This window comes from Sphingobacterium sp. Mn56C (assembly GCF_049319645.1).
GTDB lineage: Bacteria > Bacteroidota > Bacteroidia > Sphingobacteriales > Sphingobacteriaceae > Sphingobacterium.
Genome location: NZ_JBMOUC010000002.1, coordinates 313,318 through 330,763 on the forward strand (window position 1 = coordinate 313,318; position 17,446 = coordinate 330,763).

Below are 17,446 nucleotides of genomic sequence, written 5' to 3' on the forward strand. Positions count from 1 at the left end.
CTATGAAAAAGAAACTATATATCGTACTTACAGCATGCTCCATGGTGCTGGTTACCTCTTGTCAGAAATGGCTTACCGAGCCTTCTCCGGGAGTAACGAAGTTAGACGACTTCTTCAGCTCCGGAAAAACAGCAATTCAGGCTATTAACGCAAGTTATGTGCCCCTGGCTTGGGAGTATAATAAAACGTATTTTAATGAATGGTTTATTGGTGATGTGGTGTCCGATGATGCTTTAAAGGGTGGACAGGGGATTTCGGATATGTCGGATGTGTATGATCTGGAAAACTTTAAAACACAGCCGAATAATGGCTTACTGCTGGATTATTACAGGGCTCAATATCAGGGTGTGGCACGGGCTAACTTGGCTATTGCCAAAATACCAGCCGTGAAAACCGATGAAACGATGAATCAGCGCCTCAAAGATAGGCTCTTAGGGGAAGCGCATTTCTTGCGTGCTTATTATTACTACCGTCTGGTTCGTGTGTTTGGCGATATTCCTAAGGTTGACTTTATTATTGAGAGTGCAAACCAATGGAAGCAGCAAAAAACAAAGGCTGCAGACATTTACGCTTTTATTATCGACGACTTAAAGCAGGCGGAAGAAAAACTATGGAACAAAAGTGAATACCCTGGTACAGACTTAGGGCGTGCCACAAAAGGTGCCGCACAGGCTATGTTGATGAAGGCTTACCTCAGCATACATAATTATGTTGAAGCCGAAAAATGGGGTGAAAAGCTTATGCATCAAGCACAGGATGGCCAGTATCAGTTAGTGCCGCAGTACAGGGATAACTTTAAGTTATCTGGAAAAAATAATGCCGAATCTATCTTCGAAGTTCAGTATATGGAAGATTCGTACAGCGATTATGGCCAGGGCTTTGGTTTTACTCGCGGTACGTTTACCGTAATCATGACGCGCTCCAGGTCTTCTAAGCTTGGTGGCGGTTGGGGCTTCAATAAACCTACACAGAACTTGTTTAATGCTTTCGAGTTGGGCGACCCACGCCGGGATGCTACCATCTTAAACCCTACAAATGCAGAGATGGAAAGTACTGAGCAGGAGATTTATCTAGGTTCTAGATACTTAAACCGTAAATATGCGCTTTTGGAGGATGGCCCTAACCAGACGATATATCCTTTAACGCATGAAACACGCGGGCCTATGAATTATAAAATAATACGTTTCGCTGATGCACTGTTGTTGTATGCAGAGGCGGCATGTGAAAATAATAACCTTACTCGTGCAAAATGGGCTCTCGAGGAGGTTAGAAAACGTGCGAGAAACGGCAACAACAGCATTCTTCCATCTTTTCCAAACTATAATGGATATAGCGATACAAAAGAAGATCTGCGGAGAGCTATACGCCATGAACGCCGTGTTGAGCTTGCAATGGAAGGACACCGTTGGTTTGATATCTGCCGCTGGGGTGTTGCGAAGGAGATTATGGACGCCTACAAAGCATCTGAAAGCCCAGAGGCACGCCAACATATGGCCGAATTTATTAAAGGTAAACATGAATTGTTTCCTATCCCTGAAGAGGAGGTTAACCTTAGCTCTTTAGGCAACTAAGTATACCATTTATAAGATAAATATTCATTTTAAAACTAACTTTTATGAAAAAACAATCATTACTGCTATTATGTTTAGGTCTTCTATTTGCTGGACCGTCGTTCACTTCTTGTTCAAAGGATGATGCCCCAAAAACGGAAGAACCTGGTAAAGAAGAGCCTGGAAAAGAAGAGCCTGGAAATCAAAATATTTCCCCGTATCTAAAAGGTAGCGATTATTACTTATTGACGTTGGACGAACAGAGTGAGAAGCATATCAAAACCAAAATTAAAAAGGATTACCGTGTAGATGACATCAAATATTTCCTTTATGTCTGGGATGGCACTTATACGGAAGGCACTTCCAGCGGACCGAATGCCTTTGGCGAAGTCGAAGGTTGGGCGAGTCTTAAGGTTGGTACTGCAGGCTGGTCTGGATGTGGTTTTGCACCCTTTAAGGATGCAAGTACCGGCCAGGAGGAGCTGATTGATTTCTCGGGTATCAACAATGATTTTACCTTCCATATTGCGATGAAGAGTAAAGACAAAGCTTCCCATACACTGCTATTCAATGATGGAAAACGTGATGTTAAAGTGGTAATTGGGGATACCGACATGGAGGGTGAAAAACCTTACAAAAACTTTACCCGTGATGGCGAATGGCATCATATTGAAATCCCATATGCTTACTTGGCAGAAAAAGGATTGAAGTATGAGGAACCTTTCAATGCTAATATTGTTGCTATCTTAAGCGGTGGCGTAGTAGGTACGGAGCTTAACATCGACGGCTTATTCTTCTTCAAAAAATAGTTGCATGGATCTACATGGCAGAAGTATTTATTACTTCTGCTCATGTTGCAAAATTCAACAGTAATTTTTAAATCGATATACCACAAACCTTTAAATGAATGATAAACTTTAAACAAACCTTAGGTCTTCTTTTTTCAGTATCCTTATTTTTTAGCTGTAGCAATAAGAATAATTCAGACCTAAATATAGATCATAACAATGGCTCGGGTGAGAACAATGAGTATAAGTTAGTTTGGGAGGATACTTTCTCTGGAACAGCTTTAAACCGCCAGGATTGGAATATCGAAATAGATGGCAATGGAGGGGGCAACAATGAACTGCAATATTACCGTGAGGAGAATATATCACTCGGCAAAGAGCCTGTATCGGGTAAAAACTGTTTGATTATTACAGCCAAGAAAGAGAAGTTCGGTAATAAAGAGGCTACCTCGGGTAGGTTAACAACTCAGGGTAAAAAGTTTTTTAAATATGGTAAGATTGAGGCGAGCATTAAACTGCCGAAAACTGCCGATGGACTGTGGCCGGCATTTTGGATGTTGGGTAATGACTATAAGAATGTTGGATGGCCTAAATCGGGTGAAATTGATATCCTTGAAATGGGACATGCTAATGGCATCAAAAATAATACACAAGATCGTTACTTTAACGGTGCCTTACATTGGGGACAGAGCTGGAATGGTGGCGCCTACCCTAATTATGCCAATGCCGTGACGGTAGAAAATGGTATTCAGGATGATTTTCACCTTTTTACTTGTATCTGGGATGATAGTACTATTAAGATGTATCTAGATTTAGATAAAAACCCGGAGGCAGCGCCTTACTTTCAGATGAGCATCACCAATAAAAATGACCTGAATTCGCCTGGCCATTATTTTCATAAGGAGTTTTTTATTCTTTTAAATTTAGCGGTGGGTGGCAACTTCCCGAATATCCATAATATTAATAATGTAACAGCATTAAAGGATGGTCCTGCGCATATGTATATTGATTTTGTAAAAGTGTATCAACGTAAATAAAACGGATCAGCCCTTTCGAATTTAAATCATCAGGTATGAAAAAAATATGCATAGCCCCCTTATTGGTTATCCTATGTTTAACTTTCGGCGCATGCAGTAAGTCTAACAATGAGTCGAATATCGAAGTAGATAAGGATGCGGATATTGTTCTTAATAACCTTCAAAAGCGAAGTTTAAAACGCGGTGTGTCTTACAATTTCCAGATGCCCGAGGATGTGGATCTTTTAGCTCCTGCTGTTTCTTGGTTTTACAACTGGGCAAATGATATATCTCCTGAACTGGACCAAGCTATTACAGCCAAAGGAATGGACTATTATCCTATGACTTGGAATGGTAATTTTAATAAGGATAAAATCCGTGCGTATAAACAGAAACATCCAAACTGCGCGTACTTACTGGCATATAATGAGCCTAACTTAACCGATCAGGCGAATATGACTCCTGCCGAGGCGGCATCTATATGGCCCGAAGTGCGGGCTTTAGCGCAGGAGTTAAATATGAAAATTATATCGCCTGCCATGAACTATGGAACATTAAACGGTTATGAAGATCCGATAAAATGGTTGGATGAATTTTTTGCTTTAGTACCCTTGGACGAATTTGATGGAATTGCTATCCATTGTTATATGGCGGTACCTTCAGCTTTTAAAAGCTATGTACAAATGTTTAAAAAGTATAATAAGCCTATTTGGATGACAGAATTCTGTGCTTGGGAGCCGAGCATTAAAAATGTTTCACAGCAGATGAAATATATGGTCGATGTGGTAAATTATATGGAAAGTAGCCCTGATGTTTTCCGTTACGCTTGGTTTATTCCTCGTACCGCAGGGGCGATAGAGAACTATCCTTTTATGCAACTGCTTACAAAAAATAAACCTTATGCATTATCGGATCTCGGTAAGGTGTATGTGCATATGTCTACGCAAGACCGATCGGTTTACCATAAACTGAATGCAGGCATACCTGCAGCGCATTACAGCAGCTTAAATATGGCTGAAACCGCCAATACTGCCAGTTGGACAAATAGTATCAATATACGTCCAACATCCGATAATGTCGGTGTATTGGAGGTTTTTAATTTCACCAAGGATTTGTGGCTTGAGTATCAGGTGGAGATGCCAAACGATGGCGAATACACCTTAGATTTACGCTACACAACTTATATCGACGCGGCTATCGCGATTTATAGTGATGGCGATCTTACAGGTAGTATAGATCTTCCGGATACGGGATCTGAAAAAAATTGGAATATAGTAAGCAAAAAAATAAAATTGAAGAAGGGACAACAAACGATACGTTTGAAAGTTACTAAGGGTTTTACAAGCCTCTCTTGGCTTAGATTTCGTTAGTGGCCAGCATTCTTATAAACAGACAAGCTGAATAGTGACGATTCAGCTTGTTTGTTACTTAAATTTTTGGCGTTCGGATTGCCTTCACTTCAAAACCAATATGACGTAATTTGTTAGGCATAAAAAAATACAAAGGTGTAGGAACCTTAATGCCGAGCTTATTATGCTATATTATTGCGCTATACAGCGTATATTAAATCCCCTACATCGAAATTCCTTGCGGGAGTCATTCTTAGAAATCCAAGATACTTTATCCTTTAATAGTGCTAATGAGCTTATCGGGTTTGTATCGGAATATGAGCTTGTCCATAAATAAGAAAGATTGCCTCTATTGGTGACTTTTGTGGCCATACTGCGTGGCGTTATGCCATCGCTATATGGAAAATAGCTGTAATCTCCTTGTATAGGGAAATATACCTTAACATTAATGTTGCGTTTACTGACCAGTACTTTGGATGCGCTATAGTTTCCTGTACTATTGGAAAATTCTCCTGTATTTGATGCTATTATGGTATTATCAAGTAGATGCTGAAGTTCAGTTTTTGTTGGAACCCGGTATCCATTCGGACAAGGGTCTTCACTACTTTTTAATGGTTTTTCTTCGGTTCCAGTATTCCAGCTATTGGAGGCACGATTGAAGTTAGCACTCCAATTTGATTCGGTGAGGTCGGACTTGCCGTTACTAAAGGCTACATTTCTTCCCCACTGATAAAAGCTGCCATGCACCGCAGACGTTTGTGGGCTCTGCGGTAAAGCGACCTTAGAATCGGCACCTAAATTATGTTGCATCCATATTTTGCCATTAATGCGCACAGCAGGATACCCTTGGTGTGTAAGAAACATATCACTAGGGTCTAGTTCAATTTTCAATAGATATTTTACTCCATTTTTAATTTTAAACTTTTCAAATGCCACTGTATTGTTTATAGGAAGACCTCCAATCGTAATATTGGTCAGTTTTAAAACGGCACTTCCATTTTTGTCGGTGTTAATAACTAAAGGAGCACTCGTTATTTCATTCTTATTTATTAATGGAAAGTTGACGTCTACAGCACTTACCGCAGGTTTACGAACAATATCACCAGTTGCCAGGCGTACCAATGCCGTTTTGCAATAGGAGTTGAACATACATTTTATAGCCGTAATAGGGTATCCCGTTTTAGCGGAATTTATGGTCGCTATTATCTGACTAAATATATGATTGAACTTAATTGTTAACTTTTGAGTAGCATCCTCAGTTAAGTCGACATCCTTTCTGAAATACAAGACATCTGTTGCTGTCCCTTCAATAGCATCGAGCTGGGCGGTTTCAATAGTTTTGTTGCTATAATCCGAAAACTGCAACGCTGGAAGAGCATCTGCCCTGTTAACGCTAAAGGCAATAAATGTATATTTTGAATTGGATTCAAGGGATATGGAATCTCCTTCATTTTCTTTTCCTTTGACATAGTCGCGCTGGAGTAAGTATTTTCCAGACTCGTCAAATACTGCAACTTTATATTTAATATTATTTGCGTGATTGTCATTACCTTTAATCATAGTAGCTTTTGTAGGCTGTACCAAGCTGTTGAAATTAGCGTAAACAGCCTCCCCATTTATCGCTTGATCGGATGCATGTAATGGAGCTAGCTCTGCATTTATAGAAAGTTGGTCACTTAAGGTTATCCTCTCTTTTTGTATACCAGAGCCTGCATTGGATTGGCGGGTAAGCGTTGTTACCTTATCATGACTATTTTCAGACTTATCAAAAACATCTCCTGATACACTCGTATATACCAGCACCATTTTTTTAGGCTCCGGATCATTAGGCTCCGGATTCTCTTCTTCCGTAGGCGGAGTTTCGATGTCTTGCTCTTCTACATTTTTTTTACAAGCAAAAAGGAGCGCAATCAGCACAATAACAAATATACTTTTACTGTAGATATGTAACATCAATGTTTTTTGTTTAGTTGTATGCATAATGTATTTAGATTAATATAGTTTACTTAATTTACAGGCCTTGAAGACAGCAGCTATATAGTTTAGGTATCCTTTAATTTTTTCGCAGGTAAACGGAAAAAAGATACCTCTTTGCCTTGTGCTTAAAATGTCAAACAAATACGCACGCTGGTTCGTAGCGCTAATTTACATCAAAGAAAAAGTTAACAGCCTGACTAAAAGAACGGAATTTATTATTTACGCTTTTGAATAGTGAACTATCCTATTAAGGAGATGTAAAAACTGTTGCATAACCCACAGCGCTAATTTTTACAGTAACCCGCATCTAACGATGTAAAAAATGCTATCAAAAACTATCCTAAAGTAGGGGCACCGTAGGGCGGCTCTATCTATAATTAGCACTCTAACATCCAGCTTTTGCGGTAGGCTTAATCGTCAATATTCAGAATATGCCTAATCAAAACCCTTGCAGATGAATAAACACCAAACCGGCCTACTAAGAAACTTTTTAAGGAGTTACTCCGCGATACAGCGAATATTAAAGCCCATGCATTTAAACGGTGCACGCGAGGTATTATCTGAGCTCCAGTAGGCGTTATTCTCTTCAAATTCAAAATCAGATACGGGTCTTTCTTTTGTTGAGGTGCTCGTCCATAGAAAGGTCATTTCACCACGTTTCGTAACGCCGTCGGCCCTATATAAAGGCTCTATATTTGTGTTGGCAGCGTAATAGCTAAAATTGCCTTGAACGGGGAAATAAATTTTAACTTTACTATTTCTTTTGCTCGTCAATACTTTGGCGGCACTATAATTTTTTATTTTATCTTCAAATTTCCCTATATTGGAGATAACGGTATTTTCTACTAAATGCTTCACTTCAGTTTCCGTTGGAACCCGGTATCCTGCAGGACAGGGATCATGCTTAGCGGATTTCTCGGGTCTCTCTTCCGTACCGATATTCCAGCAATTTGGCTGTCGATTGTAGCTAATTAACCATTTAGAATCGTCGACAATCGAGCCTCCATTACAAAAGGGTACGTTTCTTCCCCACTGGTAATAATCACCATGAACGGCTAAGCGCTGTATTTCAGGATCTGCATTATAATCTGCGCCGAGATTATGCTGCATCCATATTTTGCCGTTAATCTGTACAGCTGGATAATTTTTATATTTTAAAATAACATCATCCGGATTATCAATATTTACCTGTAGCGTATATTTGGTACCGGGCTTAAACGTCAGGTTTTTAAATATGGATATGTTACGAAAAGAATAGGGACCGATTGAAATTCTAGTTATGTTTAAATTACTTTTCCCTTCCTTATCTGGATTTATAAAAATTGGAAGGCTGGTTAGTGTCGATGCCTGGGAGCCATTAAATTTTACATCTATGCCCGCTTGAGCAGAACCGGCAACAAGTTTACCCGTGGCGAGTTGTACCGATGCAACATTACAATTTGAAGCAACCATGGAAGGGACATCTTTAATCATATACCCCGTTCGCGCTGTGTTTATAATAAATGTAAGCTGGCTGAATTTGTGCTTAAAGTTAATTTTTAACTTTTGAATAGAATCTTTTGACAGGATAATTTCCTTTTTAAAATATAAAAAGTCAGCAGTCCCTGTAAGGTTATTTAGCTGCGCATTTTCTAGGGTTTCCATCGTCCTGTCGGAAAAGTCTAAACTGGGAAGTTCGTCGGGGCTATTAACACTGAAAGCAATAAAGGTATATTTTGTAGCAGATTTCAGTCCTATCCCTCCTCCCTTATTTTCCGTAGCATAGACGTAATCTTTTTGGGTTACAAATTTTCCAAATGCGTCAAAAACAACAACTTTATATTTAATTTTTTTGTGTAGATCTCCGGTATTTACAACTGCTTTGGTAAATGCTGACTCTTCTGCATGAGCAGCAAAACTAGCATTCCGTACGGGGAAATTATTAGCTACTGGATTTAGCTGCGTATGCAGCGTGAAAATCCCATCCAAATTTACAGCTTCGTTTTGTATGTCCGGCTTATTATGAGCTTGGCGCGTAGGAAAAAAAACATCCTCATTATTCACTTTATCTTCTTCAAAAGAAACGCCGCCAACGTGCATAAAAACCCTTATAGGATGCGCCGCGGGGACTTCTTTTTCCGGGGGATTTTCCTCTTCTGTCGGTAGATTTTCGTTTAGCTGGAGTGCTGCATTTTTTTTACATCCATACGCGAATATTAGCAGGCCCAAAATTATGCATTGAGCAGAAAAAAGAATCTTCATAACATTTAGCTTAATATTGTTTATAATTTCATATAATTTACACCTCTGGGCAATAATACCCACACTGTAAATACTTGTATTAGGTGCTTTTTCAGTACTGAAAAGAAATACATTAAAGAGTACTATTAGGTTAATTACGAGGTCAAAAGTAAGCGCAAATTATTTTGGTTTTTACTATTGCAAATGTAATTCAAAGGGAAATTAGAATACACTGACTAAAAGAACGGTTTGCAATTTAAACTGCCGATTTCTGTTTAGAAATAAGCTACATCGGAAGGAGAGTTGGGGCTTTTTATGTTTCCATATGGGGTTTTATCGTGCAGAAATCTTCTGCATGAAATGCAGTAGCACAGTATTTATAAACTACCTAAAGGTACGGGACCATACGGTGCTTCCTGTTTCTTCGTATTTGGGGTTAAAAATTTTCATATCTAAGACTAGACCTTCTTATTTCCGTATCATGGATTAGTCGTTTTCTAACAGAAAGAATACCGATAGCCTTTGTATTAGGTATTAATTACATTCAGCAGGAGCAGAAGGCCGTGTAAAAATTATGTGATTTAAAAAATAAACCAACCTACTAATAGGTAGGTTGGTTATATTTGTGGCGTTATGTCAACAACAAAAGATCAAATCATTATAATTGCCGACGCTTTAATCCGCGATAAAGGGTACAATGCCTTTAGCTTTTTTGATATTTCTACAGCCGTAGGAATTAAAAAAGCCTCTATACATTATCACTTTCCACAGAAAATTGATGTATGTCTTGCTGTATTGGATTACCACACATCAGAGATCTTACGCATAATAGCTGAACATAAAGACAAAACAGCACTAGAAAAATTGGATCGTTTTTTAGCCATCTACAGCAAGCTTAGGGACGAGCATAAAATATGTATTGTAGGCTCCTTATCCACTGATTACAATACATTGGATATAAAAATTAAGGATAGCTTAAAGGCCTTTTCCGACAAAATGATAGCCTGGGTTAGTGCATTCTTGGAGGAAGGAAGGACGTCACAACAGTTTGCATTCTCGGGCGATGCTAGAACGAAGGCTATGCTTATCATTACCAATATGGTAGCGAGCTTACAGCTCTCGCGACTGACGGAGGAAGACGACTTTAAACGGATACAACAGGCTATTCGGGAGGAACTTTTAAAAGAAAATTAGACATGAAAAGAGTAGTGATAACAGGTATTGGGGCAATTACGCCTCTAGGAAATACCGTAAATGATTTTTGGTCGGCTTTGGTTAGCGGGAAAAGTGGTGCCAAGCCTATAACAAAATTTGATGCGACAAACTTTAAAACAAAGTTCGCTTGCGAGGTAACTGGCTTTGAGCCTTCACCGTATTTTGAGAAAGCAGAATTACGCAAATATGACCTCTTTACCCAGTATGCCATTGCTAGTGTACAGGAAGCTGTAACACAGGCACAATTGGATTTCGACAGCTTAAACAGGGACCGCATCGGGGTAATATGGGCTTCTGGAGATGGCGGTGTTTCGACATTTGAAGAACAAATTGGTGCGTTTAATGCGGGCAATGGTATCCCGCGGTTCAATCCTTTTTTTATTTCTAAACGCATTAGCAATATCGCTTCTGGTGTTATCTCTATAAAGTATGGCTTACGCGGTGTAAACTATACTACATCCGCAGCTTGCTCGGCGAGTAATACAGCTATTATCGACGCTTTTAACTACATCCGTTGGGGTAAAGCGGATATCATTATTGCCGGAGGCTCTGAGGCGTCCATTACCGAAAGCTCAATCGGCGGATTTAATGCTTCTAAGGCACTGTCGACCAGTAATGATAATTACCTTAGCGCCTCCAAACCTTTTGATGTAAACCGTAATGGTTTTGTATTGGGCGAGGGTGCTGGGGCTTTGATTCTGGAAAGTTACGATAGTGCGATACAACGAAAGGCTAACATATTAGCCGAAATTGTAGGCGGCGGATTAGCAGCCGATGCTTACCACCTTACAGGTACCCATCCTGAGGGTGATGGTGCTTACCTTGGTATGCGCCTTGCTTTAGAGGAGGCTGAAATTAGCCCGTCGGAAATTGATTATGTGAATGCACATGCCACCTCTACGCCAATGGGTGATCGGAGCGAGTTAAAGGCTGTGGAAAGGATGTTTGCTTCAAATCCACAACTTTCCGTAAGTGCTACAAAATCCATGACCGGGCATTTATTGGGAGCTGCCGGTGCAATTGAAGCTATAGCTTGTATAAAGGCTGTACAGGAGGATATCGTTCCCCCAACAATAAATACCACCGAAATTGACCCTGAATTTAAAGGTAAATTCGATTTTGTGCTTGGCACTGCAAAATCTAAAAAAATAAAGTATGCCATGAGTAATACTTTTGGGTTTGGCGGACATGTTGCTTGTTCTATTTTTAAAAAATTTACGGATTAACAGGGGTCGCTCCTGCTATGAATAAGAATCGGTTCGGTTATACATCTTACCGATTCTTATCAGGAATATTTTCCAGAAAAAGAATTTCTATTGCTTTGATCTATGCCCATATCCCTCCTCCTCTACTACAGCCACAACTAGTAATTAAATATTTGGCTATATAAGCCTGATACAACGTGTTAGCATTATAAAATGTAACGCTAGGCTCGCCCACTTGAAAAATGTGCCTGAACAAAACATAGCGTCAGCATTAAATTAGCATAGTGCATAGCAGCCCCAATTTCTATACAAAAAATAACCGGTTGCCGCTTGGAAAAAAAGAAATCTGCATAAAAGACTTTTTATGCAGATAATTAAGCGAATTATAAGGGAAGGAATGAGATCGATTTTGTTTGAATGAAATATCAAGTATAGTATGCTAAAAAGAGTAGGTAAGATTCGGTAGTCCTTGGCATATTTGCGTTAACAATCCAATCCAGATACCCTATAAATTTCAACTGTATGTTTCTTCAGGTTCTTCTCCGGTAAAATAGCCTAAATCCTAACCCTAAACCTAAACCTAACCCTAAACCTAAACCTAATGACTGGGTTTAACCAACTGAACCATTAACCCTGGTCATAATTGGCGATGTTGCTAGTTGATATCCTAAAATTGCTAAATATTCCTGTGCTTCCTATAAACAAAAAATTAAGTTTTTGTTAAAAGCCGCTAAAAAGAAACTATACCTATATCCTGTATGCGGCTTAAAATATGGACTTGTATACGAAGTTATTAGGAGATACCCTATTTTAAAAAAAAATCATTAAATTCGTGATAACCAATTACTAAAACCTTTAACCTAGCTCTGTCAAACTATGGCCCTAGATAAAACAGCGTTCGCTTTGTATACGTCTCTGTTCAAAGATTATTACGTAATACTTTGTGCAAATGCCAACTTCTATTTGAAGGATGAAGAAGAAGCCAAAGAACTTGTCCAAAGTTTTTATGTAGAAATATGGGAAAACCGAAGTTTTTTAAGTTGGCAAGGCGATCGCAAAGCATATCTATTCAAATCCGTTCGCAATAGGTGTTTAAATGAATTAAAACGCAAAGAAGTTTACCTCAACAAAATTTCAGATTATACGGAAGATCAGTCCAACGAAATATTAAGGGAAAGTGAAGATAGTGGCGACCTCGAAGACGTAATGGTCGCCATGGAGATTGCATTAAAGGGGCTTACCCACCAACGTAAGGAAGCATTAACCTATGTATACTTAAATAAAATGCCTTACAAAACTGCCGCAGCAAAAATGGGTATAAGTGTAAACTCCTTAAAAACCCATTTGAAACTGGCCTTAAAAAATTTACGCCAACTCGCACTAAAGGTTGCGGCTAAAAAAGATTATTAGTTCATTATTTTATCTATGGAATTATGCTAAGTAAAAACGAAATACAACAACTTTTCCTCGAGTACCATTACAGTAATCTGTCGGATTCTGAAAAACAGAAGATATGGGATAGGATTACTGCTGATGAGCAAACTCAAAAGATATGGCATCAAATTCAAGAGGAAGCCAACAGCTTAAACATGGACAAATATATACGCAGTATTGATCCCGTAGTTGACTTCAAGCTTATACAACAACGCATATCACCCAATCGTAAAGAAAAAAAACGCCCCATTAAGATGATCTATGGTATAGCTGCCTTAGCTGCACTAATCCTAGCCCTATCTTGCTGGTTTATACAGTACCGGCACTCCATGCAAAAACAACTGGTGCAAACGCAAGAAGAAATGCCCACATCCATAGAAAATTGGTCCAGGAGTACCGAAGAATCTTTAAAAAAAGAAATCGCCGAAAAGAATTCCATTCAGATTAAAATCGGAAATGAAAAAATATATCACCTTGGCAATCTAGAATCAAAAAAAGATGGAAATTTAAGTGATCTCCCATTTGAACTAACGGATAATAGTTTGTCTTTACTGCCACATTCATATGCTCTAAAAGATGAATTGAGCATAATTGTTCCTGCCCAAAAAGAATATAAAGTTGTTTTATCTGACGGTAGTATAATAAGGTTAAATGCATCCTCTAAATTGGTAATTGCACCCGACTATGGTAAAATAACCAGACAGGTACGTTTATTTGGTGAGGCGTATTTTGATATCCATAAAGATGTTGAACATCCGTTTATTGTGGAGGTACAAGGACACCGTATAAAAGTCTTGGGGACTCAATTTAACGTTAATGCCTATAGCAATAGTTCCTTTAAAACCACCTTAATTGAGGGTTCTGTGGCGATGGAAAACGAAACCTTTAGAACAGTTTTAGTGCCCGGACAAGCGGTAAGCTTCCATAATCGTAAGGGCTATTTCCACGAAAAGGTTTTACTGGATGAAGAAATCGCTTGGTTAAAAGGGATATATTATTTTAATGGCCTACCGATAAAGAATCTTGAAGAAGCGGTAATGCGTTGGTATGGTTTGCAGTTATCTTACGACGATCCTACTGTTGCCGAAATACGAATATCTGGCTTCATGAAAAAAGGTAACCTTCAGAATTTCCTCAGCGACCTACGAGAGTCTGTAAATGTAGTTGCAGAGCAAAAATACAACACCTTAGTCTTGAGGAGTTTGAAAAATTAAATAGAAAAACTTAAAAAACAATTCACCCAAAAGTAGTATGCACTTGTGTTTACACTGATCTACAATTATAAACACTAAAATACACTTTCATGGTTAAAAAAATTAAACGGCTCCTATTGAGTCTCTTTTCCATTAGCTTGGCATTGACATCGTTTGCAGTGCCCCTGCTGCATGGGCAATCTATTGCGGAAAAAAAAATTACAATTGTTGGAAAATCAATTTCCTTAAAACAAGTATTTCTAAAAATACGTCAAGAAACAGGGTTGACAGTTTTTTATGATAATGCAATATTAAATGAAAATGCACTAATATCCTTAGATGCTAAAGAAAAAATGCTATCTACTATTTTAGAAGAGATCCTGGATAAACAAAGCGGCCTAACGTATGAAATAAAAAGAAATGAGGTCATTATCATCAAAAAAGTGATGCAAAATAATCCATCACAGAAACAACAACAAAAAAAGATTTCAGGGAAGGTGACACATACAGATCAACGACCTATGCCCGGAGTGACCGTCAGCATAAAAGGAACTGAAAAAAGTAATATTACCGATGCCGATGGTAATTTTAATATTTCTACGGACCTTAATAATGGAACTTTAATATTCTCGGCATTAGGTTTTGAAAAGCAGGAGGTCCCTTTTCTTGGTCCTGCTGTTATCAATATACAGCTACAGGAGAGCATGAACGATTTAGACGAAATCGTAGTTGTGGGGTATGGCACGCAGAAAAAATCAGACTTAACAGGTGCTGTAGGTTCTATTAAAGGCGAGGCTTTGCAGGAAAGATCGGCATCTTCATTAAATCAGGGCCTCTCCGGCCGAGTATCAGGGGTTAATGTCGCAATTAATTCAGGGCGACCTGGTGGTAGGGCAAGCATCTCTATTCGGGGAAACACGTCTGTTAGTGTTGCCAATGACCCCCTTTATGTTATCGACGGCGTAATATTAAATACCGCAGCCTTAGAAAATGGAAGTACGCCTATTGATTATATTAACCCCAACGACATTGAATCTATAGAAATACTGAAGGACGCCTCTGCAACAGCAATTTATGGCGCACGAGGTGCTAACGGTGTTATATTGGTAAGTACAAAACGTGGTAAATCTGGCGCGGGTGCTATAAGTTATAATGGGGAGCTCAGCATCGGTGTATTGCCCAAAAAACTTGATATGTTGAACGCAAAGGAGTTTCTTGAGATTGAAGAAATTGCTTATCGAAATGCCGAGAAATTCGATCCTATTGGATGGAATGCGGGTCGATATACCAACCCGAAAACAAAACGAACAAACCCTTTGTTGTTTGATGCGAATGGAAATCCTCTTTACGACACGGATTGGCAAAATGAACTGTTCCGTACGGCACCAAGCCATAATCACCAACTTGGTTTTACACAAGGAAATACAGATTTGAGTTACGGCATTTTTCTTAATCATAGAGACGAACAAGGAATTGCACTTAATTCTTCCTTAAAAAGGTATGCTGCAAGATTTGTATTCGATGGAAAATTAAAAAATTGGTTGGATGTTGGGGGTACGTTAAGTTATAATGACCAAAAGGAAAATCAGGTGGATCTGTTATTTGATGGTTGGCAGGCTATGCGAACAGTACTGGAATCTGTACCTATAATTCCTGTTAAATATCCATCCGGTGCATGGGCAAGTAATGAACACTATCAAGGGATGGAGGGCTTCCCAAATCCGGTACAGTTGGTTACCGACAGAACATATCTGATAAAGACACAGACGCTTTTAGGCAATGTTTTTTCTAACATTAAATTTTCTAAGTTTCTAAACCTACGTACGACGTTAGGTAGCAATATTATAAACCAAAACCCAAACTATTACAGCAGTAAAAACCTTATCACTTCAAAAAATCAAGGCGGTGTTGCCTGGATTAATAATGCGCGTTACAACTCATGGCAGTTTGAAAACTACCTAACCTATAACCGTACCATTTCCAATATACACGCTATAAATGCAATGGCTGGCTTGGCGTGGCAACATATAGACCAATTTAATATCCGTGCTGAAAACAGAAACTTTAATGACGATTATTTTTCTTATAATAATATTGGCGCAGGATCTAACCCACAGCTCCCTACTTCTGCGACGAGCGCATATGGTTTGAATTCTTACTTCGGACGTCTAAATTATGGCTTAAAGAATAAATACTTAGCCACCTTTACCGGACGTTACGATGGCTCATCAAAATTTGGAGCCGCCAATAAATTTGCATTCTTTCCCTCGGCAGCATTGGCATGGAAAATCTCTGAAGAAGACTTTTTACGTAACCATACTAAACTAACCAACCTTAAAGTAAGAACAAGTTATGGCGTTACAGGGAACTCTGAAATACCTGTTTATCAACCCTTGGCGGGAATGGCGAATTACAGCGTAATTTTTAATGATGCGCTTGCCTCCGGAACCGGGATCAATAGATTGGCAAACCCTAACCTTAAATGGGAAAAAACGGCACAGTTGGATGCCGGCTTGGAAATAGGGCTATTTCAAAATACCGTGTTATTAGAGTTTGATGTGTACCACAAAAAAACTACCGATATGTTACTAAGTGCTCCAGTGCCGGGGAGCAGTGGATATACTACAGTAACGAAAAATATTGGCAGTATGGAGAATAAAGGTATTGAGCTTGGTATAGAAACGACCAACATTAAAAACGAACATTTTTTATGGTCTACTACATTTAATATTTCTCGTAACAAGAATAAAGTTTTAGCCCTAACAGGTGGAAGTGATATTTTTCAAGGATCTACTATAATTCGTGAAGGAAAACCTGTTGGCTCTTTTTTCGGATATAAACACCTGGGCACATGGGGAGAGCATGAGCAAGCTGAAGCAGCAAAATACTTCAAAAAACCTGGCGATGTTAAGTATGCCGATGTGAATAAAGATGGTACTATTAATGATTTGGATAGGGTAATAATTGGAAAAGGTATTCCGGATGGTTTTGGTACGTTCTTAAACAAATTTCAATATAAAAATATCAGTCTTACTGTAGATTTAGAATTCGTATACGGCAAGGATATAAATTATCGTAATGAAGGGACGTTACAAGATCGTCAAGGTATAGCCAATAGTTTTAAAACTGTATTAGAGGCCTGGACACCCCAAAACCAAAACAGTAATATTGCCCAACTAAGGCCTATTGCAGCGGGCTACAATACCAATGAAGACTCGCAACGAATTAAGGACGGCTCCTTTGTTCGAGGACGTAACCTTTTGTTAGCCTATAACGTGCCGAATAACATCAGTAAAAAACTACACCTCGAGCGCATAAAAATGTATGCTTCCATTCAAAATTGGTTTTTGTTAACGAAGTATCCAGGATACGATCCCGGATCATCAACATCAGCAAACCCTTTACAACAGGGAGTAGTAGCATATGATTACCCTAGACCACGGGTATTTATGTTTGGTTTAAACATAACTCTTTAATAAACCCATTTTATTACTTAAAA

General features: G+C 38.8%; 11 protein-coding genes. 9 read left to right on the top strand and 2 right to left on the bottom strand.

From position 1 onward, the window contains the following. Positions 1-2 precede the first annotated feature (2 nt). From ACL9RF_RS08800 to ACL9RF_RS08815, 4 genes are all read left to right on the top strand, one after another. Positions 3-1,571: a RagB/SusD family nutrient uptake outer membrane protein gene (locus ACL9RF_RS08800; RefSeq protein ID WP_422800241.1), complete on the top strand. Its 1,569-nt coding sequence runs from the start codon at positions 3-5 to the stop codon at positions 1,569-1,571. Between the two features lie 44 nt (positions 1,572-1,615). Beyond that, complete coding sequence (locus tag ACL9RF_RS08805; RefSeq protein WP_422800242.1) at positions 1,616-2,359, top strand: hypothetical protein; 744 nt, start codon at positions 1,616-1,618, stop codon at positions 2,357-2,359. A gap of 98 nt (positions 2,360-2,457) precedes the next feature. Further along, positions 2,458-3,375 carry a glycoside hydrolase family 16 protein gene (locus ACL9RF_RS08810; RefSeq protein ID WP_422800243.1) on the top strand — a complete coding sequence of 306 codons (918 nt, stop codon included), beginning with the start codon at positions 2,458-2,460 and terminating at the stop codon, positions 3,373-3,375. A gap of 35 nt (positions 3,376-3,410) precedes the next feature. Further along, complete coding sequence (locus ACL9RF_RS08815) at positions 3,411-4,724, top strand: glycosyl hydrolase (protein ID WP_422800244.1); 1,314 nt, start codon at positions 3,411-3,413, stop codon at positions 4,722-4,724. Positions 4,725-4,895: 171 nt separating this feature from the next. Here the strand turns inward: ACL9RF_RS08815 and ACL9RF_RS08820 are convergent, their stop codons facing one another. Further along, entirely contained in the window at positions 4,896-6,683 is a 1,788-nt protein-coding gene (locus ACL9RF_RS08820) for an FISUMP domain-containing protein (protein WP_422800245.1), read from the bottom strand. 495 nt (positions 6,684-7,178) lie between these two features. Next, the gene (locus tag ACL9RF_RS08825) at positions 7,179-8,921 is read right to left on the bottom strand and encodes a hypothetical protein (RefSeq protein ID WP_422800246.1); all 1,743 of its coding nucleotides are present in this window, start codon (positions 8,919-8,921) and stop codon (positions 7,179-7,181) included. 612 nt (positions 8,922-9,533) lie between these two features. Here ACL9RF_RS08825 and ACL9RF_RS08830 point away from each other — a divergent pair. From ACL9RF_RS08830 to ACL9RF_RS08850, 5 genes are all read left to right on the top strand, one after another. Then, entirely contained in the window at positions 9,534-10,094 is a 561-nt protein-coding gene (locus ACL9RF_RS08830; protein WP_422800247.1) for a TetR/AcrR family transcriptional regulator, read from the top strand. 2 nt (positions 10,095-10,096) lie between these two features. Continuing rightward, the gene (gene fabF, locus ACL9RF_RS08835; protein ID WP_422800248.1) at positions 10,097-11,341 is read left to right on the top strand and encodes a beta-ketoacyl-ACP synthase II; all 1,245 of its coding nucleotides are present in this window, start codon (positions 10,097-10,099) and stop codon (positions 11,339-11,341) included. Positions 11,342-12,196: 855 nt separating this feature from the next. After that, the gene (locus tag ACL9RF_RS08840; RefSeq protein ID WP_422800249.1) at positions 12,197-12,730 is read left to right on the top strand and encodes a sigma-70 family RNA polymerase sigma factor; all 534 of its coding nucleotides are present in this window, start codon (positions 12,197-12,199) and stop codon (positions 12,728-12,730) included. A gap of 23 nt (positions 12,731-12,753) precedes the next feature. Continuing rightward, positions 12,754-13,968, top strand: coding sequence for a FecR family protein (locus tag ACL9RF_RS08845; RefSeq protein WP_422800250.1), 1,215 nt, complete (start codon positions 12,754-12,756; stop codon positions 13,966-13,968). Between the two features lie 89 nt (positions 13,969-14,057). Then, entirely contained in the window at positions 14,058-17,423 is a 3,366-nt protein-coding gene (locus ACL9RF_RS08850; protein WP_422800251.1) for a TonB-dependent receptor, read from the top strand. Positions 17,424-17,446: the final 23 nt, after the last annotated feature.